Raw genomic sequence first — 22,182 nt, 5'->3', positions numbered from 1 at the left:
GCAGCCCGGCCCCCGGAGCGTTGTTACTCGCCCCTTGCCTTCGCGATGATCTCCTTGGCGACGTTCGCGGGAACCTCGGCATAGGAGTCGAACTGCATCGAGTAACTCGCCCGACCGGAGGTCTTCGAACGCAGGTCGCCGACGTACCCGAACATCTCCGAGAGCGGGACCAGAGCCTTGACGATGCGGGAACCGCCCCGCTCGTCCATCGCCTGGATCTGCCCACGGCGTGAGTTCAGGTCGCCGATCACGTCACCCATGTGGTCCTCGGGTGTCGTGACCTCGACCGACATCAGCGGCTCGAGGATGACCGGGTCAGCCTTGCGCGCCGCGTCCTTGAAGGCCATCGAGCCGGCGATCTTGAAGGCGAGCTCCGAGGAGTCCACCTCGTGGAACTGACCGTCCCGCAGGGTGACCTTGACGTCCACCAGCGGGTAGCCGGCCAGGACGCCGAACTCCATGGCCTCCTGGCAGCCGGCGTCCACCGAGGGGATGAACTCCTTGGGGATGCGACCGCCGGTGACCTTGTTCGAGAACTCGTAACCGCCGCCGTCGCCGCCGGAAGGCTCGAGGTCGATGATCACGCGAGCGTACTGACCGGAGCCACCCGTCTGCTTCTTGTGGGTGTAGTCGACCTTCTCCACCTTGCGGCGGATGGTCTCCCGGTAGGCCACCTGCGGCTTGCCGACGTTGGCCTCGACACCGAACTCGCGGCGCATCCGGTCGACCAGGACGTCGAGGTGCAGCTCGCCCATCCCGGCGATGACCGTCTGGCCGGTCTCCTCGTCGGTGCGGACCTGGAAGGTCGGGTCCTCTTCGGCGAGACGCTGGATCGCGGTGCCCAGCTTCTGCTGGTCGGCCTTGGTCTTCGGCTCGATGGCGACGTCGATGACCGGGGCAGGGAAGATCATCGACTCGAGGATGACCGGCGAGTTCGGGTCGCACAGCGTGTCACCGGTGGTGGTGTTCTTCAGGCCCACCACGGCGACGATCTGGCCGGCGCCCGCGCCCTCGCGGTCCTCCCGGTGGTTGGCGTGCATCTGGAGGATGCGGCCGATCCGTTCCTTGCGGTCCTTGGTCGAGTTCAGGACCGCGGAACCACCACTGATCTTGCCGGAGTACACCCGGATGTAGGTCAGCTTGCCGACGTACGGGTCCGACATGATCTTGAAGGCGAGAGCGGAGAACGGCTCGTCCTCGTCGGCCCTGCGGACGACCTCGGTGTCCTCGTTACCGACCGCGTGGCCGATGACGGAGCCGATGTCGGTCGGCGAGGGCAGGAAGTCGATGACCGCGTCAAGCATGGGCTGGACGCCCTTGTTCTTGAACGCGGAACCGCAGAGGACCGGGTTGACCTTGCTGCTGACGGTCGCCCGCCGCAGCGCCGCCATGAGCTGCTCCTCGCTGGGCTCGACGCCCTCGAGGTAGAGCTCCATGAGCTCGTCGTCGTTCTCGGAGACCGTCTCGACCAGCTTCTCCCGCCACTCCTGCGCGGCTTCGGCGTGGTCCTCGGGGATGTCGACCGTCTCGTACGAGGCGCCCTTGTCCTCGGTGTGCCAGAGCAGGCCCTTCATGCGGATCAGGTCGATCACGCCACGGAAGTCGGCCTCGACGCCCCAGGGCAGCTGGATGACGGCGGGCGTCGCGTCCAGCCGGTCGATCATCATGTCGACACAGCGGTGGAACTCGGCGCCGACCCGGTCCATCTTGTTGACGAACGCGATCCGCGGGACGTCGTAGCGGTCGGCCTGCTTCCACACCGTCTCGCTCTGCGGCTCGACGCCGGCGACGGCGTCGAACACGGCAACCGCTCCGTCGAGGACCCGCAGCGACCGCTCCACCTCGACGGTGAAGTCGACGTGGCCCGGAGTGTCAATGATGTTGATGGTGTGATCGCGCCACGAGCAGGTGGTGGCGGCGGAGGTGATGGTGATCCCCCGCTCCTGCTCCTGCTCCATCCAGTCCATCGTGGCGCCACCCTCGTGGACTTCACCGATCTTGTAGTTCACACCGGTGTAGTAGAGGATCCGCTCGGTGGTCGTGGTCTTGCCCGCGTCGATGTGGGCCATGATCCCGATGTTGCGGGTCGCGGCCAGCGCGGCACGTACGTCAGCAGCCATGATGAGTTACCAGCGGTAGTGGGCGAAGGCCTTGTTGGACTCCGCCATCTTGTGGGTGTCCTCCCGGCGCTTCACGCTTGCGCCGAGGCCGTTGCTCGCGTCGATCAGCTCGTTCATCAGACGCTCGGTCATCGTCTTCTCACGACGGCCACGGGCGTACCCGACGATCCAGCGCAGAGCCAGCGTCGTGCTGCGGCCCGCGCGGACCTCGACCGGCACCTGGTAGGTGGCGCCACCGACCCGGCGGCTGCGCACCTCAAGGGTGGGCTTGACGTTGTCCAACGCGCGCTTGAGCGTGACGACCGGGTCGTTGCCGGTCTTGTTCTTGGCGCCCTCGAGCGCACCGTAGACGATGCGCTCCGCCACCGACTTCTTGCCGCTCAGCAGCACCTTGTTGACCAGAGCGGTCACCAGCGGCGAGCCGTAGACCGGGTCGACGACGACGGCGTGCTTGGGCGCGGGCCCCTTGCGCGGCATCAGCCCTTCTCCTTCTTCGCGCCGTAGCGGCTGCGAGCCTGCTTCCGGTTACGGACGCCCTGCGTGTCGAGAGCGCCACGGACAATCTTGTAGCGAACGCCCGGAAGGTCCTTCACTTGGCCACCGCGCACCAGGACGATCGAGTGCTCCTGCAGGTTGTGACCAACCCCGGGGATGTAGGCGGTGACCTCGATCCCGCTGTTCAGCCGGACGCGAGCGACCTTGCGCAGCGCCGAGTTCGGCTTCTTGGGCGTGGTCGTGTAGACGCGGGTGCACACGCCACGACGCTGCGGGCTCCCCTTGAGTGCCGGGGTCTTGGTCTTCTCGACCTTGTCCTGCCGGCCCTTGCGGACCAACTGCTGGATCGTGGGCAACGCCGCTCCCGTTCCTTCGTGCCTCGTCGTACTCGTCGGCAGCCATCCCGGATGGCCGGCCTGTCTGCCTGCTGTGTAACGGTGCCGCTCCTGGCCGTCTGGCACGGAGTGTGAGCGCCGGTGTGCCCCTCTGCCGACCCACGCGGTCGGGCGTGTCGCGCCTTCCGAACGATTCGGATGAACCGAACTGTCCCAGAAGGAGCGCGCCCACCCGACTGCCAGTCGGCCCGAACCTGACAGTCACCGACGGCTGCCTGATCACCTGACCGCCTGGTTCACGCGGACCTCAGTCCAGCAGGAACCCACCGGTTGGTTCTCGGCGCCACGGCGCCACGACAGGGCGCAGGACACACGCCGGAGCCACGTGGGCTCCAGCCACAGGCACCAACATTACTCCACGCCCGCGTCAAGTGTCGAACGGGGTATCAGCCGACGACCACGACACCCGGGATCGGGCAACCGACGCCCTGGCCTGCGGCTTCTCCGTCCACCGCAAGGCCCACACCGATGGGTCCGATCATCGGTGCGCTACCGGTGTCTTTCTGCCGTGTTGCCCGCGAGTGTTGTTGGAATGTTTGCGGCCGGCGCTCTCATCCCTGCCGTCGCAGACGGTCATCCCGGTCGTTGCCGACGGGCGTCGACTCGCGGCATCCGTCGCGACTCGCCGAATCGGTCCCAGCTCAGCGTTGCTACCGGGCAAGACCCGAGGATCTTGGCCGTCAGAACAGCCGAAATCCTCAACCTTTGCCTGGCAGCTGCCGCTGCCGGCCGCAGCGGCGGCAGCGGCAGCGGCAGCGGCAGCGGCAGCCACGGTGGCGGCTCGACACCCTCTCCTGCGACCGTGAGCCTCGAGTTCTCGCCCAGCCCGTTGGAAGGCCGGCGGGCCTCGAGGTGAAGGATGGCGCCGTGCGCAGCTCTCCACCGTTTCCCGCCACCTCCGAGCCACCGACCGCCGCCCCCACGCCCGGCACGGCCGACACGGCCGACACGGCCAGCACGGCCGGCTCGGCCAGCACGGTCGGCGCAGGCGACACGGCCGGCGCAGGCGACACGCACGGCCAGGCAACCCGCCGGCGGGAGCTGCCGACCCGGCCCAGCCGTGCGGAGGTGCTCGCCGCCTACGGCAGGACCGTCCCCGACCTCGTCGGCCCCGAGACCCGGGTGCTGCTGTGCGGCATCAACCCGTCCCTGGAGTCCGGGGCGACCGGATTCCATTTCGGGACGCCGAGCAACCGGCTGTGGCCGGTCCTGCACCTGGCCGGATTCACCCCCCGGCGGCTGCATCCGTCGGAGACCGACGAACTGCGCTCCTGCGGCATCGGCATCACCAACCTGGTGCACCGGGCGACGGCGCGTGCCGACGAGATCGACGACGACGAGGTGCGGGCGGGCGTGGCGACCCTCACCGTGCTGGTGGAGCGGGTCCAGCCGGAGTGGGTGGCGTTCCTGGGCCTGGCCGCCTACCGCATCGGCTTCGGCCGGCGGTCGGCGAAGGTGGGCCGGCAGGCGGAGCGCCTCGGCCCGGCCGGCGTCTGGCTGCTGCCGAACCCCAGCGGCCTCAACGCCCACTACCAGCTTCCGGACCTGGTGCGCGTCTACAGCGAGCTGCGCGAGGCGGTGAGCGGGTCAGGACCTCTCCCGCCCGGCTGAACCGCCGAGGCTCTCCACCGTCACGGTGGGATAGGGATTGGCCAGCCGGCCGAGATCCGAAGCGTCGCCGGTGAGGATCACACCACCGCCGGCCTCGACCGCGGCGGCACCGCGTGCGCGTCGGCGAGATACCGGGAACCGAGCCCGGCCTGGGCCAGCACCGCGCCGACGAGCCGGGCCATCGAGCGGTCCGTGTCGCGCAGGCACAGCGCCTCGGCATCCCGGGCGAGCAGGGCGTCCACCGCCACGCTGCGGCCCGCGCCGCGGTAGAGCTCGGCCAGGACAGCGGAGGGCACGACGACGTCACGGCCGAGCCGGGCCGCCGCCCGCAGACAGTTCCGGACCTGAGCACGGCTGCGGTGGTCGCGCTGGAGCAGCGCGTTGTGATCCCACCCCGAGCACACGCCCTTGACGCGCCCAGGAACGCGAACGGCCCGGCAGGCCCACCTGATGTGGGCCTGCCGGGCCGTGCCGCGTCAGACCGGCCGGGCGGGCTGGTCAGCCCGCCCGGAGCGGATCAGCGGTAGTCGCCGGAGCTGCGGTAGTCGAACTCGTCCAGCGGGACGGCCTGGCCGGAGCCGGCGCCGAACGCGCCGTACTCGACCGAGCCGCCGTCGTCGTAGCCGCTGACGGAGTACATCGCCGCGCGCGCCTCGTCGGTCGGCTCCACCCGGATGTTGCGGTACCGGGAGATACCGGTACCCGCCGGGATGAGCTTTCCGATGATGACGTTCTCCTTGAGGCCGACCAACGAGTCCGAGCGGGCGTTGATCGCCGCGTCGGTGAGCACCCGGGTGGTCTCCTGGAAGGACGCCGCCGACAGCCACGACTCCGTGGCGAGCGAGGCCTTGGTGATACCCATGAGCACCGGGCGGGCCGAGGCCGGCTGGCCGCCGGTCTCCACCACGCGGCGGTTCTCACTCTCGAACCGGGCCCGCTCGACGAGCTCGCCGGGCAGCAGCGCGGTCTCCCCCGACTCCAGCACGTTCACCCGCTTGAGCATCTGGCGGATGATGATCTCGATGTGCTTGTCGTGGATCGACACACCCTGCGACCGGTACACCTCCTGCACCTGGTCGACCAGGTGCAGCTGCACCTGGCGCGGGCCGAGGATGCGCAGCACCTCGTGCGGGTCGACGGCACCGTCGATGAGCTGGGCGCCGACATCGACCCGCTCACCCTCACGGACCCGCAGCCGGGAGCGGCGGGACACCGGGTAGGCGATCTCCTCGCTGCCGTCGTCGGGGACGATGACGACCTTGAAGGTCTTCTCCGTCTCCTCGATCTTGACCCGGCCGACCACCTCGCTGATCGGAGCCTTGCCCTTGGGGCTACGGGCCTCGAACAGCTCGACGACTCGGGGCAGACCCTGGGTGATGTCGTCACCGGCGACACCGCCCGAGTGGAAGGTACGCATCGTCAGCTGCGTACCCGGCTCACCGATCGACTGGGCGGCGACGATACCGACGGCCTCGCCGACGTCCACCAGCTTGCCGGTGGCGAGCGAGCGGCCGTAGCACTGCGCGCAGACGCCCATCCGCGACTCGCAGGTGAGCGCGGAGCGCACCCGCACCGTCTCGATGCCGGCCTCGATGATCTGGCCGATGACCACGTCACCCGCGTCGGCCCCGGCCGGGACGACGACCTCGCCCTGGGCGTCGACGGCGTCGGAGGCCAGCGTGCGGGCGTACGCGGAGGTCTCCGCGTAACGGTCGCGCACCAGCGTTCCGTCCGGGCCCTTGCGCGCGATCCGGGTGAGGATGCCACGCTCGGTGCCACAGTCGTCATCGCGGACGATGACGTCCTGGCTGACGTCGACCAGACGGCGGGTCAGGTAGCCGGAGTCGGCGGTCCGCAGGGCGGTGTCCGCGAGACCCTTACGGGCACCGTGCGTCGAGATGAAGTACTCGAGCACGGTGAGGCCTTCGCGGAAGTTCGCCTTGATCGGCCGCGGGATGATCTCACCCTTGGGGTTGGAGACCAGACCACGCATACCGGCGAGCTGCCGGATCTGCATCATGTTTCCGGCGGCCCCGGAGTTGACCAGCGTGTAGACCGGGTTGGTCTCCGGGAAGTTCGCCTCCATGGCCTCGGCGATCTTGTTCGTCGCCTCGGTCCAGATCTGAACCAGCTCGCTGCGGCGCTCCTCGTCGGAGAGGAAACCGCGGTCGAACTGCTTCTGCACCCGGTCGGCCCGCTGCTCGTACTCGTCGAGGATCTCGCCCTTGTTCGGCGGGGCGATGACGTCCTCGATCGCGACCGTCACACCGGACCGGGTGGCCCAGTAGAAGCCGGCGCTCTTGAGGGCGTCCAGCGTCGCCGCCACCTGGATCTTCGGGTACCGCTCGGCCAGGTCGTTGACGATCGCGGCCTGTGCCTTCTTGTTCAGCTGGGCGTTGATGAAGGGGTAGCCCTCCGGCAGCGCCTCGTTGAGCAGGCAGCGCCCGAACGTGGTCTCCAGGGTGAACGGGTCACCCGGCAGCCAGTCCGCCGGCGGCACCCAGTCGGTCGGCGGCGTGCTCTCCCGCAGCCGCACCTGAATGCGGGCCTGCAGCTGGATCTCACGCGCGTCGAAGGCCATCTGCGCCTCGGCCACGCCGGAGAAGTACCGACCCTCGCCCACGGCACTGTCGGCCATCCGGGACAGGTGGAACACCCCGGTGACCATGTCGAGGCTGGGCATGGCCAGCGGACGTCCCGACGCCGGCGACAGGATGTTGTTGCTCGACAGCATCAGGATCCGCGCCTCGGCCTGCGCCTCGGCGGACAGCGGCAGGTGCACCGCCATCTGGTCACCGTCGAAGTCGGCGTTGAAGGCGGTGCAGACCAGCGGGTGGATCTGGATCGCCTTGCCCTCGACCAGCTGCGGCTCGAACGCCTGGATGCCGAGCCGGTGCAGGGTCGGCGCCCGGTTGAGCAGCACGGGGTGCTCGGTGATGACCTCTTCGAGCACGTCCCACACGACGGGGCGGGCCCGCTCGACCATGCGCTTCGCCGACTTGATGTTCTGCGCGTGGTTGAGGTCGACCAGCCGCTTCATCACGAACGGCTTGAACAACTCCAGCGCCATCTGCTTGGGCAGGCCGCACTGGTGCAGCTTCAGCTGCGGGCCGACGACGATGACCGAACGGCCGGAGTAGTCGACTCGCTTGCCGAGCAGGTTCTGGCGGAACCGGCCCTGCTTGCCCTTGAGCATGTCGGACAGCGACTTGAGCGGACGGTTGCCGGGCCCGGTGACGGGCCGGCCGCGGCGGCCGTTGTCGAACAGCGCGTCGACGGCCTCCTGCAGCATCCGCTTCTCGTTGTTGACGATGATCTCGGGCGCGCCGAGGTCGAGCAGCCGCTTCAGCCGGTTGTTCCGGTTGATGACCCGGCGGTACAGGTCGTTCAGGTCGGACGTCGCGAACCGGCCACCGTCGAGCTGCACCATCGGGCGCAGGTCCGGCGGGATGACCGGGACGCAGTCCAGCACCATCCCCATCGGGGAGTTGCGGGTGTTGAGGAACGCCGACACGACCTTGAGCCGCTTGAGCGCACGGGCCTTCTTCTGCCCCTTGCCGCTGCGGATGGTCTCGCGCAGCGACTCCGCCTCGGAGGCCAGGTCGAACTCGGCGAGCCGGCGCTGCAGCGCCTCGGCGCCCATGCCGCCCTCGAAGTACTGGCCGAACCGGTCGCGCAGCTCGCGGTAGAGCAGCTCGTCCGGCTCCAGGTCCTGGACCTTCATGTTCTTGAAGCGCTCGAAGACCCGCTCGAGGTCGTCGATCTTGCGCTGCGAACGGTCCCGGATCTGGCGCATCTCGCGCTCGGCCGACTCGCGGACCTTGCGGCGCGCGTCGCCCTTGGCCCCTTCGGCCTCCAGCTGCGCGAGGTCCTCCTCCAGCTTGCGCTGGCGGGTCTCGACGTCGGCGTTCTTCTTGTCCTCGAGCTGCTGCTTCTCGACGCCGATGCGGGCCTCGAGAGTCGGCAGGTCGCGGTGCCGGCCGTCGGCGTCGACCTTGGTGATCATGTAGGCGGCGAAGTAGATGACCTTTTCCAGGTCCTTCGGCGCCAGGTCGAGCAGGTAGCCGAGACGGCTCGGCACACCCTTGAAGTACCAGATGTGGGTGACCGGGGCGGCGAGCTCGATGTGGCCCATCCGCTCACGACGCACCTTGGCGCGGGTTACCTCGACGCCACAGCGCTCACAGATGATGCCCTTGAACCGGACCCGCTTGTACTTCCCGCAGTAGCACTCCCAGTCCCGGGTCGGACCGAAGATCTTCTCGCAGAAGAGCCCGTCCTTCTCCGGCTTGAGGGTGCGGTAGTTGATCGTCTCCGGCTTCTTGACCTCACCGAACGACCACTGGCGGATGTCGTCCGCGGTGGCCAGACCGATGCGCAGCTCGTCGAAGAAGTTGACGTCCAGCAAGACTGTCGCCTGCTCTCTCTTTCTCAGTCGGGACGCTGCCGGGGCCCCCGGTCAGGCACCGGTGGGTGCCGCGCCGGGTGGCACGAGTGGACGGGGTCGGGGGCCTGGCCTGGCTAGACCAGGCCCCCCGTCACGTCAGACCTCCTCGACGCTGCTCGGCTCACGCCGCGACAGATCGATACCGAGCTCCTCCGCCGCGCGGAAGACGTCCTCGTCGGTGTCCCGCATCTCGATCGAGACACCGTCGCTGGACAGCACCTCGACGTTGAGGCACAGCGACTGCATCTCCTTGATGAGGACCTTGAACGACTCCGGGATACCGGGTTCCGGGATGTTCTCGCCCTTGACGATGGCCTCGTAGACCTTGACGCGGCCCACGACGTCGTCGGACTTGATCGTCAGCAGCTCCTGCAGGGCGTAGGCGGCGCCGTACGCCTCCAACGCCCACACCTCCATCTCGCCGAACCGCTGGCCACCGAACTGTGCCTTACCACCGAGCGGCTGCTGCGTGATCATCGAGTAGGGGCCGGTCGACCGGGCGTGGATCTTGTCGTCGACCAGGTGCAGGAGCTTGAGGATGTAGATGTAGCCGACCGCCACCGGGTACGGGTAGGGCTCCCCCGTGCGGCCGTCGTACAGCTCGGCCTTGCCCGAGGAGCCGATGAGCTGCGTACCGTCCCGGTTCGGCAGGGTGGCGTCGAGCAGGCCGGTGATCTCCTCCTCGCGGGCGCCGTCGAAGACCGGCGTCGCCACGTTCGTTCCGGGCGGGGCGGCGTCGGCGCCGATGCCGCGCAGGCGCTCCTTCCAGTCCTCGGAGCCGGAGTCGACCTGCCACCCGGTCTTGGCCACCCACCCGAGGTGGGTCTCCAGGATCTGGCCGATGTTCATACGCCGCGGCACGCCGTGCGGGTTCAGGACGACGTCGACCGCGGTGCCGTCGGAGAGGAAGGGCATGTCCTCGACGGGCAGGATCTTGGCGATGACACCCTTGTTGCCGTGGCGGCCGGCGAGCTTGTCACCGTCGGTGATCTTCCGCTTCTGGGCCACGTAGACGCGGACCAGCTCGTTCACACCCGGCGGCAGCTCGTCGCCGTCCTCCCGGGAGAACACGCGGACACCGATGACCTTGCCGGACTCGCCGTGCGGCACCTTCAGCGAGGTGTCACGGACCTCCCGGGCCTTCTCACCGAAGATCGCGCGCAGCAGGCGCTCCTCCGGGGTCAGCTCGGTCTCACCCTTCGGGGTGACCTTGCCGACCAGCACGTCACCGGGCGAGACCTCGGCACCGATCCGGATGATGCCGCGCTCGTCGAGGTCCGCCAGGACCTCCTCGGCCACGTTCGGGATGTCCCGGGTGATCTCCTCAGGGCCCAGCTTGGTGTCCCGGGCGTCGACCTCGTGCTCCTCGATGTGGATCGAGGAGAGGACGTCGTCCTGGACGAGGCGCTGGGAGAGGATGATCGCGTCCTCGTAGTTGTGCCCCTCCCACGGCATGAAGGCGACGAGCAGGTTCTTGCCCAGCGCCATCTCGCCGTTGTCGGTGCACGGACCGTCCGCGATGACCTGGCCGGCCTCGACCCGGTCCCCCTCGAAGACGATCGGCTTCTGGTTGATGCAGGTGCCCTGGTTCGACCGGCGGAACTTCGCCAGCCGGTAGGTGCGCCGGGTGCCGTCGTCGTGCATGACGGTGATGTAGTCCGCCGACAGGTCCTCGACCACGCCGGACTGCGCGCAGACGACGACGTCACCGGCATCCTTGGCCGCGCGGGCCTCCATGCCGGTACCGACCAGCGGAGCCTCCGAGCGCAGCAGCGGAACCGACTGGCGCTGCATGTTCGAGCCCATGAGGGCACGGTTGGCGTCGTCGTGCTCGAGGAACGGGATCATGGCCGTCGCCACCGACACCATCTGGCGCGGCGAGACGTCCATGTAGTCGACCTCGTCCGGCGGGATGAACTCGACCTCACCGCCCTTACGGCGGACCAGGACGCGCTCCTCGGCGAACGAGCCGTCCGCGTTCAGCGGGGTGTTCGCCTGCGCCTTGACGTGCCGGTCCTCCTCGTCCGCGGTCAGGTAGTCGATCTGGCCGGTGACCCGGCCGTTCTCCACCTTGCGGTACGGGGTCTCGACGAAGCCGAACGGGTTGACCCGCGCGAACGTCGACAGCGAGCCGATCAGACCGATGTTCGGGCCTTCCGGCGTCTCGATCGGGCACATCCGGCCGTAGTGGCTGGGGTGCACGTCACGGACCTCGAAGCCGGCCCGCTCCCGGGACAGACCGCCGGGGCCCAGCGCCGACAGACGGCGCTTGTGGGTCAGCCCGGCCAGCGGATTCGTCTGGTCCATGAACTGGGACAGCTGGCTGGTGCCGAAGAACTCCTTGATGGAGGCGACGACCGGCCGGATGTTGATCAGGGTCTGCGGCGTGATCGCCTCGACGTCCTGGGTCGTCATGCGCTCGCGCACGACGCGCTCCATCCGGGCGAGGCCCAGGCGGACCTGGTTCTGGATGAGCTCGCCGACGGTGCGCAGACGCCGGTTACCGAAGTGGTCGATGTCGTCGACCTCGTAGGTGTCCGGCTCCTGGCCCGCGTGCAGCTTGACGATGTACTCGATCGTGCGTACGACGTCGTCCTCGGTGAGGACGCCGACGTCGTACGCGACCTCGAGCTCCAGCTTCTTGTTGACCTTGTAGCGGCCGACCTTGGCCAGGTCGTAGCGCTTCGGGTTGAAGAAGAGGTTCTCCAGCAGGGTCTGCGCCGACTCCCGCGTCGGCGGCTCGCCCGGGCGCAGCTTGCGGTAGATGTCGAGCAGCGCGTCGTCCTGGCTGGAGGTGTGGTCCTTCTCCAGCGTCACCCGCATCGACGGGAACTCGCCGAACCGCTCCAGGATGCGCGCCTCGTCCCAGCCCAGCGCCTTGAGCAGCACGGTGACCGACTGGCGGCGCTTGCGGTCGATGCGCACGCCGACGGTGTCCCGCTTGTCGATCTCGAACTCGAGCCAGGCCCCTCGCGAGGGGATGATCTTGCAGGAGAAAAGATCCTTGTCGGACGCCTTGTCGATCGCCTTCTCGAAGTAGACGCCCGGGGACCGGACGAGCTGGCTGACCACCACTCGCTCGGTGCCGTTGATGACGAACGTGCCCTTCGTGGTCATGAGCGGGAAGTCGCCCATGAACACGGTCTGGCTCTTGATCTCGCCAGTGGTGTTGTTGGTGAACTCGGCGGTGACGAACAGCGGCGCCGAGAACGTCATGTCCTTGTCCTTGCACTCCTCGACGGAGTACTTGGGAGGCTCAAACCTGTGATCCCGGAAGGACAGGGACATCGAGCCGGAGAAGTCCTCGATCGGGGAGATCTCCTCGAAGACCTCCTCGAGCCCGGAGGTGATGGGGACGTCGTCCCTACCGGCGTCGATGCTCTCCTGGACCCGCTCCGCCCAGGCGTCGTTACCGATCAGCCAATCGAACGACTGCGTCTGCAGGGCGAGAAGATCCGGGACCTCGAGAGGCTCGATGATCTTGGCGAACGAGATGCGGGAGGCGGAACGCGAGGCGGCCAAGGTGGTCCTTCCGGTGGCCTGATCGTGGGGCTGGCGTCGCGGATGTCAAGGATCCGTTTGGGGGTGGTCAGGTGATCAGTGTCTCGCTACGGTTATGCGGAACATCGGCGGGGGGTGCCCCGGCAATGCGACGATCCCGAGAGGGAGGCTCCTTCGCCGATATGACAGTCCGTCGGGCAATGCCCGCCCCCGCGGACGCCTGCGCGAACGGGGCGGTCGGGCCGAACCGGCCGAGTGGGTCGAGCGGAGCAGCCGGGGCAGAGGTCCACGGGGCATCCGGGCCAGCGAAGGCTCCGGGCACGACAAAGCCGCCGCGGGTCTGGTCGGCAGGCGCTGGAATGCCCAGGCGCCGCCGGCGCGGCGGTCTCGGATCGATGTGTCGGTGCAAGGGCGAGAAGTCTCGTTCGGGTCTCGTTGCGGACAGCCGGGCCGCCGTGCTCGCGAACGAGGCACGGCCACGCCGCTCTCGCGTCACCCGAACCCGCTGGGGCGGCGAGCCCTCGGCCACTGAGCCGGAGGGCCGCGGACCGCTCCGCAGCGCGAACCCGATCACCCGATGGGGCCGGATCCCGATGTCGAACGTGTTACCGACGAGCCCGATGTAACGAGAAAGACAGCGCAAACTAGCAGTGTAGCCGAGGGCTTCACTGCTGGCAAGGACGAGACATGATCAAGTCACGCGCCGCTTCCCGACGAAGGTTCGCAAAACGATGGAACTCCGTTGCCCGGGAGCTCGTCAAGGGCCCGAAGCCAACATCGTCTCGGGCAAGGGCCCGCGCTGACTGGCAGTTCCGGCCGAGGCCGGGCCCGCGCCCGGGGTCGGCCCGTCGCCGAGAGCCCGCCCGCCACATACGGACATGCGTCGTGAAAAGGCCATTCATGCATGAAGCCGGTGATTCGAGCAGACGGTCCGCCTCCCGGCCCGGCCGCCCGCGGGCCACCAGCCCCCCGCACGTCGTCACGCTGCGCACCGGCCCCGACCGACGGACAGCACGTAGGTCTTACCACTGATGGCGCCCGCCTGGCGCCCGCCTGGCTCCCGCCACCAGTCGGCGTCGCCGCTGCCACCAAGCACGACCTGAGGCTCGCGGTCGCCAGGACGGCGATCCTCGGCTCTCCGAGCTGCCGTTACCGCCGCCGTCGCTGCCGCTGCCACTACCGCCGCCACTACCGCTGCCGCTGACGCTGCCGCTGCCACAGCCGTCGAGCGGGGACTTGAGGATCTCGGCCGCGAGGCAGCCTTCAGCAGAATCCTGAGATGCGGCGGATCCGATTTACCGGCATGGGCTTGGCGGAACCGCGCCGATGGAACGCGAACCCCACCCGCACGGCCACCCATCGAGGATCCCGCACCGCCGCGCAGCATCGGCAATTCACCTCAAGAGGCGCAAAAGGGGCGCCGAACTGCCTGGCGACCCGCAAGAAGTAAGGATTTTGGTCGTTCCGACGACCAAAATCGTTCACTCTTGCGACTCGCCAAACCGGGCTACCGGGCTACCGGGCTACCGGGCGCTCGGAGGTCCGCCCGCGTTCCAGGAGCGCGAGCCTTCCCGCCCACCGACTGGCAATCTTGATCGGCGCCAGCCTGCGACAGGCTCACGAACGACCAGATCCTCAACGCTTCGGGCCGCCGCTGCGACTGCCGCCTGCCCGTGGCGACAGCAGCCGCGTCCGCCCGGTTACCGATCTCGGCTGGCGCGATTCCGCGACAGGCTGGTCGCCGGAATGACGCGGCCCCCGGCCCCGGCCCCGGCCCCGGCCCGCGCGGCCCGCAGCCGCACAGACCCACCACCGGACGCGGCGAAGCCCCGCCCTGGAGCGTCCAGGACGGGGCTTCAGATGCCACAGGTGCCGCTCAGCGGCACCTGGCGAACTACTTGACGGTGACCGTGGCGCCAGCGCCCTCGAGAGCCGCCTTGGCCTTCTCAGCGGCCTCCTTGGCAACCTTCTCGAGGACGGGCTTCGGCGCGCCGTCGACGAGGTCCTTGGCCTCCTTGAGGCCCAGGCTGGTGAGCGCGCGGACTTCCTTGATGACCTGGATCTTCTTGTCGCCGACGGACTCGAGGATCACGTCGAACTCGTCCTGCTCCTCGGCCGCGGCAGCCTCGCCGCCGCCGCCACCGGCAGCCGGCGCGGCCGCGACGGCGACCGGAGCGGCAGCGGTCACGCCGAAGGTGTCCTCGAACTCCTTCACGAACTCGGAGAGCTCGAGGAGAGTCATCTCCTTGAAGGCGTCGAGGAGCTCGGTGGTCGAAAGCTTCGCCATGGTGGCGGTTCCTTCCTGGTAATGCCGATCAGGTGATCCGGCGCCCGGTCAGCCGGGCCTTCGTGCGGGGGATGGTCCGTGGTGAGCGGGGATCGCTCAGGCGTCGGTGGCAGCTGCCTCGACCGCGACCGCCTCGGCCGCAGCCGGCTCGGCGCCGGCCGTCGCCTCGCGCTGTGCGCGCAGCGCCTCCACGAGGCGGGCGACCTGGGACAGCGGAGCCGCGAACAGGCCGACCGCCTTCGCCAGGGAGCCGTTCATCGCCCCGGCGAGCTTGGCGAGCAGCACCTCGCGGGATTCCAGGTCGGCGAGCTTGCGGATCTCGTCCGCGGTCATCGCCTTGCCCTCGACGTACCCGCCCTTGACGATCAGGGCCGGGTTGGCGCGGGCGAAGTCCCGCAGCCCCTTCGCCGCCTCGACGGGGTCGCCCCCGACGAAGGCCACGGCGGTCGGGCCGACGAGCAGGTCATCGAGGCCGGAGACCCCGGCCTGCTCTGCCGCGATCTTGGTGAGGGTGTTCTTGACCACCGCGTAACGAGTGGTCTCGCCGAGGGTGCGACGCAGCTCGGTGAGCTGGCTCACCGTGAGGCCGCGATACTCGGTCAGCACCGCGGCGGTCGAACCACGGAACTCCTCGGCGATCTCCGCCACGGCGGCGGTCTTCTCCGAGTTCGCCATCGGGCTCCTTCAGGTGTCGGCCGGCCATGCCGACAAGCCCTGGAAACAACGAACGCCCCGGCGCAGAGAGGCGCGGGGGCGTCATGAACATCCGACTGTGCCCGGGAGGCTGGCGGCCCATCGAAGTGGACGACCAGCGAACCTGACGGTCTTCGTAGCGACTTCCCGTTCGCCACCTGCGCGGGCCGCTCGGAAACCCGAGCCTTCGGCCTCCAGCGCCTGGATCCCGCGACAAACCGGAACCCTGACAGCTGAAGAACGACCAGCGGTCTTCGGTGTGGAACTGTTGGCAATGGTAGCAGGCACCGGCGTAGGAACGAACGAAGGGGCACGCCCGAAAAACGGTGCGTGCCCCTTCGGAGTCCGCGCGCGATGTCGACGCGCGACGTCCGCGACGCCCGGTCAGACCGGGGTCTCCTCCAGGAGGTTGCGGGTCCGGTTCGGGTCCACCGGGATACCGGGGCCCATCGTCGTCGCGAAGGTGATCTTCTTGAGGTAACGGCCCTTCGCCGCGGACGGCTTGACCCGGACGATCTCGTCCAGCGCCACGCCGTAGTTCTCGATGAGCTGTGCCTCCGAGAAGCTCACCTTGCCGATGACGATGTGCAGGTTGCCCTGCTTGTCGACCCGGAAGTTGATCTTACCGCCCTTGATGTCACCGACGACCTTGGCCACGTCGAGGGTGACCGTCCCGGTCTTCGGGTTGGGCATCAGGCCACGCGGGCCGAGGATACGGGCGATCCGCCCGACCTTCGCCATCTGGTCCGGCGTGGCCACCGTGGCGTCGAAGTCGAGGAAGCCCTCCTGGATCCGCGCGACCAGGTCGTCGCTGCCGACGACATCCGCACCGGCGGCGGCGGCCTCGGCGGCCTTCTCACCGGCGGCGAAGACGGCGACCCGCGGCGACTTTCCGGTGCCGTGCGGCAGGTTGACCGTGCCGCGGACCATCTGGTCCGCCTTGCGCGGGTCCACACCGAGACGGATCGCGACCTCGACGGTCGCGTCGTACTTCGTGGAGGACGTCTCGCGGGCCAGCTTCGCGGCCTCAAGCGGGCTGTAGAGAGCGGCCCGGTCGATCTTCTCAGCCGCGGCGCGGTACGCCTTGCTGCGCTTCATGTGCTCTCCCTGTGGTGTTGGCGGGTCCTGGCCACCCGACACCGGGTCCGGAGTGATCCCGGACAGGGTCGGAACGGGACAGGCCCTCCCACATACCTGGCCGCGACGGAGTCGTCGCGGCACCGTGTTCGTGGTCGTACAGCTCCGTGGTCACGCGGCGACCACGGAAGGGCCTCACTCGCCGACGGTGATACCCATCGACCGAGCGGTGCCCGCGATGATCTTCTCTGCCGCCTCGATGCTGTTCGCGTTCAGGTCGGGCAGCTTCGTCTGGGCGATCTCACGGACCTGGGCCGGCGTCAGCTTCGCGACCTTGACCCGGTGCGGCGTGCCGCTGCCCTTGTCGACACCGGCGGCCTTGAGGATCAGCCGCGCGGCCGGCGGGGTCTTGGTGACGAAGGTGAAGGAACGGTCCTCGTACACCGTGATCTCGACCGGCACGACGTTGCCGGCCTGCGACTCGGTGGCCGCGTTGTACTGCTTGCAGAACTCCATGATGTTCACGCCGTGCTGGCCGAGGGCCGGGCCGACCGGCGGGGCCGGGGTCGCCTTGCCGGCGTTGATCTGGAGCTTGATCAGCGCAGTGATCTTCTTCTTCTTGGGAGGCATCTGTTCGTCTTCCTACCGGAGTTCTACGGAGCGGATCAGATCTTCGCGACCTGGTTGAACTGGAGCTCGACCGGCGTCTCCCGACCGAAGATGGAGACAAGCACCTTGAGGCGCTGCGCGTCGAGGTTGATCTCGCTGATGGTGGCAGGCAGGGTGGCGAACGGGCCGTCCATGACCGTGACGGACTCCCCGACCTCGAACTCCTGGGCCTTGACCGTCTCGACCTTCTTCTCCTTCGGCGCGACCGGCGCGAGGATGGCGACCACCTCTTCGCGGCGCAGCGGCGAAGGCCGGTTCGTGAGGCCCACGAACCCGGTCACACCCGGCGTGTTCCGGACCGCCGACCAGGACTGGTCGGTGAGATCCATCCGGACGTAGATGTAGCCGGGGTACTTCTTCTGCAGGACGAGCTGGCGCTTGCCGTTCTTGACCACCGGGACCTCCTCGGTGGGCACCTCGATCTGGAAGATGTAGTCCTCCATGTTGAGGCTGGAGATCCGGGTCTCGAGATTGGCCTTGACCTTGTTCTCGTAACCCGCGTAGGAGTGCACGACGTACCACTCGCCCGGCGCCTCCTCCAGCGCACGGAGCAGGTCGTCGGCGTCGTCCTCCGCCGGCTCGGCCTCGGCGCCTGGGGCCGAGGCCGCCGCCGAGGGCACGTCCACCTCCGCCTGGTCGGCCGATTCGGCCTGGTCTACCGACTCGGCGTCGTCCACGTCGGGTTCAGCCGCGGCATCCGTGCTCGCGACCTCATCGCGCTCGAACGCCGCGACGGGGTCGAGGCGTTCGAGCGCCTCCCCCTGCTCGGAGGAAGCGTGCTCGGGAGACTGGGACACGCGGCCGATCCTTCTCTCGTGGACGGATGCACTAGTGGGTGGTTCTGTCGCTGACGGCCGTCACCCGCCGAACGGCCCTTCTGGACTGGACCCGCCCGCGGTGCCCGCCTGTGGCCGGCACCTCAACCCGCGCACGACGCGACGGGGCGAACCGGGATCAGGCCAGAACCCGCCAGGCCAGGCACCGGGCCACGCCGACCATCGGTCAGCCCGGCTCGGAACCCGACGCGGCCTCGGTATCAGCCGAAGACCGCGAGGACCGCCTTCGTCAGGCCGAAGTCAAGGCCAGCAACGAAGGCCGTCATCACCGTGACGAAGACAAGCACGACGATCACGTAGGTGACCAGCTCGCTACGCCCCGGGTAGACGACCTTGCGGAGCTCCCCGATGACCTCGCGGACGAACTGACGAATCCTGCGGACAATCGAGAACGGCGACCGACGACGGTCAGCCCGCGCGGACCGGCCGGCCCGCGGTGCCGCGTCACGCGTATCGGTCGCCACTCAGCTCCACCCACTCGTTCGTCGGTCCAACGCAGGGGCGACAGGACTCGAACCTGCAACCGCCGGTTTTGGAGACCGGTGCTCTACCAATTGAGCCACGCCCCTTAGACGTACTCGAACTTTTGGGCCCGCAAGCGGGCCCGACAGACCGAGCGGATCGAGCATACCCCGTCATCGCCCAGAAGCTCGCCACACGGTGCTCTTGGACGTCCGCTAGTCGCCCCAGGACGGGCCGGACGGGCCGGCCCCAGACCGCTCCCCCGTGGCAGCATGGCGACCCATGAGCAGGATCTCCCACCGCATCGCAGGCATCGCGCCCTCCGCGACCCTAGCCGTCGACGCGACCGCCAAGGCGATGCGCGCCGCGGGCAGGGACGTGATCGGCTTCGGTGCCGGCGAGCCCGATTTTCCCACGCCCGAGCACATCGTCGCCGCCGCGGAGAAGGCGTGCCGCGCACCGGCCATGCACCGCTACACCCCGGCCGCGGGCCTGCCGGACCTGCGTGAGGCCGTCGCGGAGAAGACCAGGCGGGATTCCAACCTGGTCATCGAGCCGAGTCAGGTCCTCATCACCAACGGCGGCAAGCAGGCCGTCTACCAGTCGTTCGCGACCCTGCTCGACCCCGGCGACGAGGTCCTCCTGCCGGCGCCCTACTGGACGACCTATCCCGAGGCGATCCGACTCGCCGGCGGTGTCCCCGTCGATGTCGTGACCGGCCCTGACGCCGGTTATCGGGTGACCGTCGAGCAGCTCGAGGCCGCCCGGACCCCCCGCACCAAGGTTCTGCTGTTCTGCTCGCCGTCGAACCCGACCGGCGCCGTCCACACACCGGAGGAAGTCCGCGCCATCGGCCGCTGGGCAGCCGAGGCCGGCATCTACGTGATCAGCGACGAGATCTACGAGCACCTCGTCTACGGCGACGCGCGCTTCTCCTCGATGCCCGTCGAGGCACCGGAGCTCGGCGACCGCTGGATCGTCGTCAACGGTGTGGCCAAGACCTACGCGATGACCGGTTGGCGGGTCGGCTGGATGATCGCCCCTCTCGACATCATCAAGGCCGCCACCAACATGCAGTCCCACGCCACGTCGAACGTCTGCAACGTCGCGCAGGCCGCGGCGCTCGCGGCCGTCGCGGGTCCCCTCGACGCCGTCTACGAGATGCGGACGGCGTTCGACCGCCGCCGCAAGACCATGCACGAGATGCTCGTCCAGATCCCGGGCGTGCAGTGCCCGCTCCCGGACGGCGCCTTCTACGCCTACCCGTCGCTGGAGGGCGTGATCGGCCGCACCCTGCGGGGGAAGACCCCGACCACGTCCGGCGACCTGTGCCAGCTCATCCTGGAGGAGGCCGGCGTCGCGATCGTCCCCGGCGAGGCCTTCGGCACCCCGAACTTCGCCCGGCTGTCCTACGCCCTCGGGGACAACGACCTGGTCGAGGGTGTCCGGCGGCTCGCGGCCCTGCTGGCCGAGGCGGCCTGAGCGCTCCGAAGCACTCCGAGTTCCCAGCACGGGCCCCGCGGCGAGCCGCCGCGGGGCCCGTGCCGTCTCGTGGTCTCAGTGCCCTCTCGTGGTCTCAGAGCCCTCTCGTGGCCTCAGAGCCGTCTCACGGGCCCACAGCCGTCTCACGGGCCCACAGCCATTCCGTGGCCTGGCGGCCGGCCCCACTCGCCGGCGAGTGGGGCCGGCTCGCCGACGGGCCCCGGCCGCCGCTCAGGAAAGCTGGACCGTCGCCCGCGCGGCCATGAGGACCTTGGCACCCTGGTGGCGAACTGTGAGGTTCACCACGACGCGGCCACCGTCCAGCTTCTTCTCGACAACGCCCTGGACCGAGACCTGGGCGCCCTCGTCGTCGTCAGGCACCACAACCGGTGAGGAAAACTTCACACCGTACTCGATCACTGCCCCCGGATCACCGGCCCAGTCGGTGACCAGACGACCCGCGGTGGCCATCGTCAGCATGCCGTGCGCGAGCACCCCTGGCAGCCCCGCCTCCTGGGCCACCCGTTCGTTCCAGTGGATGGGATTGAAGTCTCCCGAGGCACCGGCATACCGCACCAGATCGGACCGGCGCAGGGTGAAGATCCGGTCGCCGATCTCGGTACCCACAGCAACCTCGTCGTAGCTGACAGCGCTGACAGTGGAAGGCATCCACAGCTCCGATCGGTCGTTCACCGCGGCGGAGCCGTGCCGCGGGACACCAGACTGCAGGTCCCCTCGGCGACGAGCTCGCCGCTCGTCGTCAGGAAGTCGTACGCCGTGACGAGCACCTCGTTGCGCCCGACCGGCCGAATGGAGGCCAGCGTGGACCGCACGACCAGCTCGTCGCCGGCCACCAACGGCCGGTGGAAGGTGAATCTCTGCTCGCCGTGCACGACGAGCGAGTAGTCCAACCCCAGCGCCGGATCGTCGGTCGGCAGGCCGAGGCTTCCCGGAATGGTGGTGACCAGGAAGGTCGGCGGCGCGAGCAGATCGGCGTGACCGGCCGCCTTCGCCGCCGCCACGTCGTGGTAGAGCGGATTGTCGTCGCCGATCGCACGGGCGAACTGGCGGATGTGCTCACGGCCCACCTGGAAGGGCACCTCGGACGTGTAGCTACGACCGACGAAGTCCTGGTTCAGCGGCACAGCACGCTCCGATCTCGACGAGGGCCCGACGTCGGCGGGATCGGATCGGGCTACGCCGGTCCATCCGACCGGTTCAGGACCCTACCGGGCGCAGCGTCGTGCCCTCCTGGACAGAGGCCAGAACAGCAAAGAACCCGGGCGGGTCCGAGAGATTTCGGACCCGCCCGGGCAAACATCTCTTACGGCCACCGGCGGAACCTGAAACACCGCCAGCGCCGGGAGCGGCGATACGATCCGCCGCCTGCCGCGAGAGTGCGACCTCGATCGGTCAGCGGGTCTCGCGGTGCTCCGTGTGCGTGCGGCAGTTCGGGCAGAACTTGCGCAGCTCGAGACGGTCGGGGTCGTTCCGCCGGTTCTTGCGCGTGATGTAGTTGCGGTGCTTGCACACCTGACACGCCATTGTGATCTTCGGACGAACGTCGGTGGCAGCCACGGCGAGAGGCCTCTTCCTGTCTCGAATGCTTAACAAGCCAAGGGGTCGCGACTCACCAGACCCCCTGGGGGTTACACGGTGTGCCGCGACCCGATGGTAGCGGTGGCCGGACTTGAACCGGCGACACAGCGATTATGAGCCGCTTGCTCTGCCAGACTGAGCTACACCGCCAGGACGGATCACCGCCGGGCGAAGACCCGAAGACAGTATAAGCGGACGTACCACTTACTGCCGATCACGATCCCACCCGGCACCGGACCGCCTGAGCCCCTTTACGGAATCGAACCGTAGACCTTCTCCTTACCATGGAGACGCTCTGCCGACTGAGCTAAAGGGGCGCGTTCGCGGAACTCACGTTACACGACTCCGGAGCCTTCGTGGCGGGCGGGCCCCCACCAGTTTGACGAGCCGACACATGGCCAGCCGGGCAGGCCGCCAACTCACCCCACAACACCCCACTCCCCGCAACATCGCCCCTTGATCACAACCCTCGACCGCCACCCTGATCGCCGCCGCGCGACTGCGGGAC

Annotated in this window: 17 protein-coding genes and 3 tRNA genes; 2 read left to right on the top strand and 18 right to left on the bottom strand. The window is 68.7% G+C overall.

Going from position 1 to position 22,182, the window contains the following annotated elements; translation table 11 throughout:
* Positions 1-23: 23 nt before the first annotated feature.
* From fusA to rpsL, 3 genes are read right to left on the bottom strand one after another with little or no spacing between them, the layout of a single operon-like run.
* A complete protein-coding gene (gene fusA, locus FREUN1FDRAFT_RS06245; protein WP_006539129.1) occupies positions 24-2,120 on the bottom strand; it encodes an elongation factor G in 2,097 nt (698 codons plus the stop codon).
* 6 nt (positions 2,121-2,126) lie between these two features.
* The gene (gene rpsG / locus FREUN1FDRAFT_RS06240; RefSeq protein ID WP_006539128.1) at positions 2,127-2,597 is read right to left on the bottom strand and encodes a 30S ribosomal protein S7; all 471 of its coding nucleotides are present in this window, start codon (positions 2,595-2,597) and stop codon (positions 2,127-2,129) included.
* Positions 2,597-2,971 (bottom strand): 30S ribosomal protein S12, encoded by a 375-nt coding sequence (gene rpsL, locus FREUN1FDRAFT_RS06235; RefSeq protein ID WP_006539127.1) that lies wholly within the window; start codon positions 2,969-2,971, stop codon positions 2,597-2,599. Before rpsL ends, rpsG begins: the two co-directional genes overlap by 1 nt.
* A 906-nt stretch (positions 2,972-3,877) precedes the next feature.
* Between rpsL and mug the strand changes: the two genes are divergently transcribed.
* Positions 3,878-4,621 (top strand): G/U mismatch-specific DNA glycosylase, encoded by a 744-nt coding sequence (gene mug, locus FREUN1FDRAFT_RS06230; protein ID WP_006539126.1) that lies wholly within the window; start codon positions 3,878-3,880, stop codon positions 4,619-4,621.
* 77 nt (positions 4,622-4,698) lie between these two features.
* On the opposite strand, the gene FREUN1FDRAFT_RS06225 is transcribed toward mug, so the two are convergent.
* From FREUN1FDRAFT_RS06225 to FREUN1FDRAFT_RS06180, 10 genes are all read right to left on the bottom strand, one after another.
* Entirely contained in the window at positions 4,699-5,025 is a 327-nt protein-coding gene (locus FREUN1FDRAFT_RS06225; RefSeq protein WP_006539124.1) for a hypothetical protein, read from the bottom strand.
* Positions 5,026-5,138: 113 nt separating this feature from the next.
* Positions 5,139-9,029, bottom strand: coding sequence for a DNA-directed RNA polymerase subunit beta' (locus FREUN1FDRAFT_RS06220; protein ID WP_006539123.1), 3,891 nt, complete (start codon positions 9,027-9,029; stop codon positions 5,139-5,141).
* A gap of 135 nt (positions 9,030-9,164) precedes the next feature.
* Positions 9,165-12,590, bottom strand: a complete 3,426-nt coding sequence (rpoB, locus tag FREUN1FDRAFT_RS06215) for a DNA-directed RNA polymerase subunit beta (protein WP_006539122.1) — start codon at positions 12,588-12,590, stop codon at positions 9,165-9,167.
* Positions 12,591-14,463: 1,873 nt separating this feature from the next.
* Positions 14,464-14,856, bottom strand: coding sequence for a 50S ribosomal protein L7/L12 (gene rplL / locus FREUN1FDRAFT_RS06210; RefSeq protein ID WP_006539121.1), 393 nt, complete (start codon positions 14,854-14,856; stop codon positions 14,464-14,466).
* Positions 14,857-14,952: 96 nt separating this feature from the next.
* Positions 14,953-15,531 (bottom strand): 50S ribosomal protein L10, encoded by a 579-nt coding sequence (gene rplJ, locus FREUN1FDRAFT_RS06205; RefSeq protein WP_006539120.1) that lies wholly within the window; start codon positions 15,529-15,531, stop codon positions 14,953-14,955.
* Positions 15,532-15,933: 402 nt separating this feature from the next.
* Positions 15,934-16,647 (bottom strand): 50S ribosomal protein L1, encoded by a 714-nt coding sequence (gene rplA, locus FREUN1FDRAFT_RS06200; RefSeq protein WP_006539119.1) that lies wholly within the window; start codon positions 16,645-16,647, stop codon positions 15,934-15,936.
* A gap of 174 nt (positions 16,648-16,821) precedes the next feature.
* Positions 16,822-17,256 carry a 50S ribosomal protein L11 gene (rplK, locus tag FREUN1FDRAFT_RS06195; protein WP_006539118.1) on the bottom strand — a complete coding sequence of 145 codons (435 nt, stop codon included), beginning with the start codon at positions 17,254-17,256 and terminating at the stop codon, positions 16,822-16,824.
* A gap of 35 nt (positions 17,257-17,291) precedes the next feature.
* Complete coding sequence (nusG, locus tag FREUN1FDRAFT_RS06190; protein WP_006539117.1) at positions 17,292-18,092, bottom strand: transcription termination/antitermination protein NusG; 801 nt, start codon at positions 18,090-18,092, stop codon at positions 17,292-17,294.
* 239 nt (positions 18,093-18,331) lie between these two features.
* The gene (gene secE / locus FREUN1FDRAFT_RS06185) at positions 18,332-18,595 is read right to left on the bottom strand and encodes a preprotein translocase subunit SecE (RefSeq protein ID WP_006539116.1); all 264 of its coding nucleotides are present in this window, start codon (positions 18,593-18,595) and stop codon (positions 18,332-18,334) included.
* Positions 18,596-18,627: 32 nt separating this feature from the next.
* Positions 18,628-18,700 (bottom strand) — tRNA-Trp (locus FREUN1FDRAFT_RS06180).
* 175 nt (positions 18,701-18,875) lie between these two features.
* On the opposite strand from FREUN1FDRAFT_RS06180, the gene FREUN1FDRAFT_RS06175 reads away from it, so the two are divergent.
* Positions 18,876-20,075 carry a pyridoxal phosphate-dependent aminotransferase gene (locus FREUN1FDRAFT_RS06175; protein WP_006539115.1) on the top strand — a complete coding sequence of 400 codons (1,200 nt, stop codon included), beginning with the start codon at positions 18,876-18,878 and terminating at the stop codon, positions 20,073-20,075.
* 231 nt (positions 20,076-20,306) lie between these two features.
* Here FREUN1FDRAFT_RS06175 and FREUN1FDRAFT_RS06170 read toward each other — a convergent pair whose 3' ends face one another.
* The 5 genes from FREUN1FDRAFT_RS06170 to FREUN1FDRAFT_RS06150 all read right to left on the bottom strand — a co-directional run bounded on the left by FREUN1FDRAFT_RS06170 (position 20,307) and on the right by FREUN1FDRAFT_RS06150 (position 21,991).
* Positions 20,307-20,744 (bottom strand): MaoC/PaaZ C-terminal domain-containing protein, encoded by a 438-nt coding sequence (locus tag FREUN1FDRAFT_RS06170; protein ID WP_006539114.1) that lies wholly within the window; start codon positions 20,742-20,744, stop codon positions 20,307-20,309.
* Between the two features lie 20 nt (positions 20,745-20,764).
* Positions 20,765-21,220 carry a MaoC family dehydratase N-terminal domain-containing protein gene (locus FREUN1FDRAFT_RS06165; RefSeq protein WP_006539113.1) on the bottom strand — a complete coding sequence of 152 codons (456 nt, stop codon included), beginning with the start codon at positions 21,218-21,220 and terminating at the stop codon, positions 20,765-20,767.
* 268 nt (positions 21,221-21,488) lie between these two features.
* Positions 21,489-21,653, bottom strand: coding sequence for a 50S ribosomal protein L33 (gene rpmG / locus FREUN1FDRAFT_RS06160; protein ID WP_006539112.1), 165 nt, complete (start codon positions 21,651-21,653; stop codon positions 21,489-21,491).
* Positions 21,654-21,747: 94 nt separating this feature from the next.
* Positions 21,748-21,824, bottom strand: a tRNA-Met gene (locus FREUN1FDRAFT_RS06155).
* A 94-nt stretch (positions 21,825-21,918) separates the two neighbouring features.
* Positions 21,919-21,991, bottom strand: a tRNA-Thr gene (locus FREUN1FDRAFT_RS06150).
* Between the last annotated feature and the right edge of the window lie 191 nt (positions 21,992-22,182).

Source organism: Parafrankia sp. EUN1f (genome assembly GCF_000177675.1).
GTDB lineage: Bacteria > Actinomycetota > Actinomycetes > Frankiales > Frankiaceae > Parafrankia.
Note: the sequence above shows the minus strand (reverse complement) of the source record. Positions and strands in the feature narration are given on the sequence as shown.

Excerpts from the sequence above, each read along its gene's own strand:
- fusA (WP_006539129.1), bottom strand. The coding sequence starts at position 2,120 with ATGGCTGCTGACGTACGTGCCGCGCTGGCCGCGACCCGCAACATCGGG.
- rpsG (WP_006539128.1), bottom strand. The coding sequence starts at position 2,597 with ATGCCGCGCAAGGGGCCCGCGCCCAAGCACGCCGTCGTCGTCGACCCG.
- rplL (WP_006539121.1), bottom strand. The coding sequence starts at position 14,856 with ATGGCGAAGCTTTCGACCACCGAGCTCCTCGACGCCTTCAAGGAGATG.
- rplJ (WP_006539120.1), bottom strand. The coding sequence starts at position 15,531 with ATGGCGAACTCGGAGAAGACCGCCGCCGTGGCGGAGATCGCCGAGGAG.
- rplA (WP_006539119.1), bottom strand. The coding sequence starts at position 16,647 with ATGAAGCGCAGCAAGGCGTACCGCGCCGCGGCTGAGAAGATCGACCGG.
- rplK (WP_006539118.1), bottom strand. The coding sequence starts at position 17,256 with ATGCCTCCCAAGAAGAAGAAGATCACTGCGCTGATCAAGCTCCAGATC.
- FREUN1FDRAFT_RS06175 (WP_006539115.1), top strand. The coding sequence starts at position 18,876 with ATGAGCAGGATCTCCCACCGCATCGCAGGCATCGCGCCCTCCGCGACC.
- FREUN1FDRAFT_RS06170 (WP_006539114.1), bottom strand. The coding sequence starts at position 20,744 with ATGCCTTCCACTGTCAGCGCTGTCAGCTACGACGAGGTTGCTGTGGGT.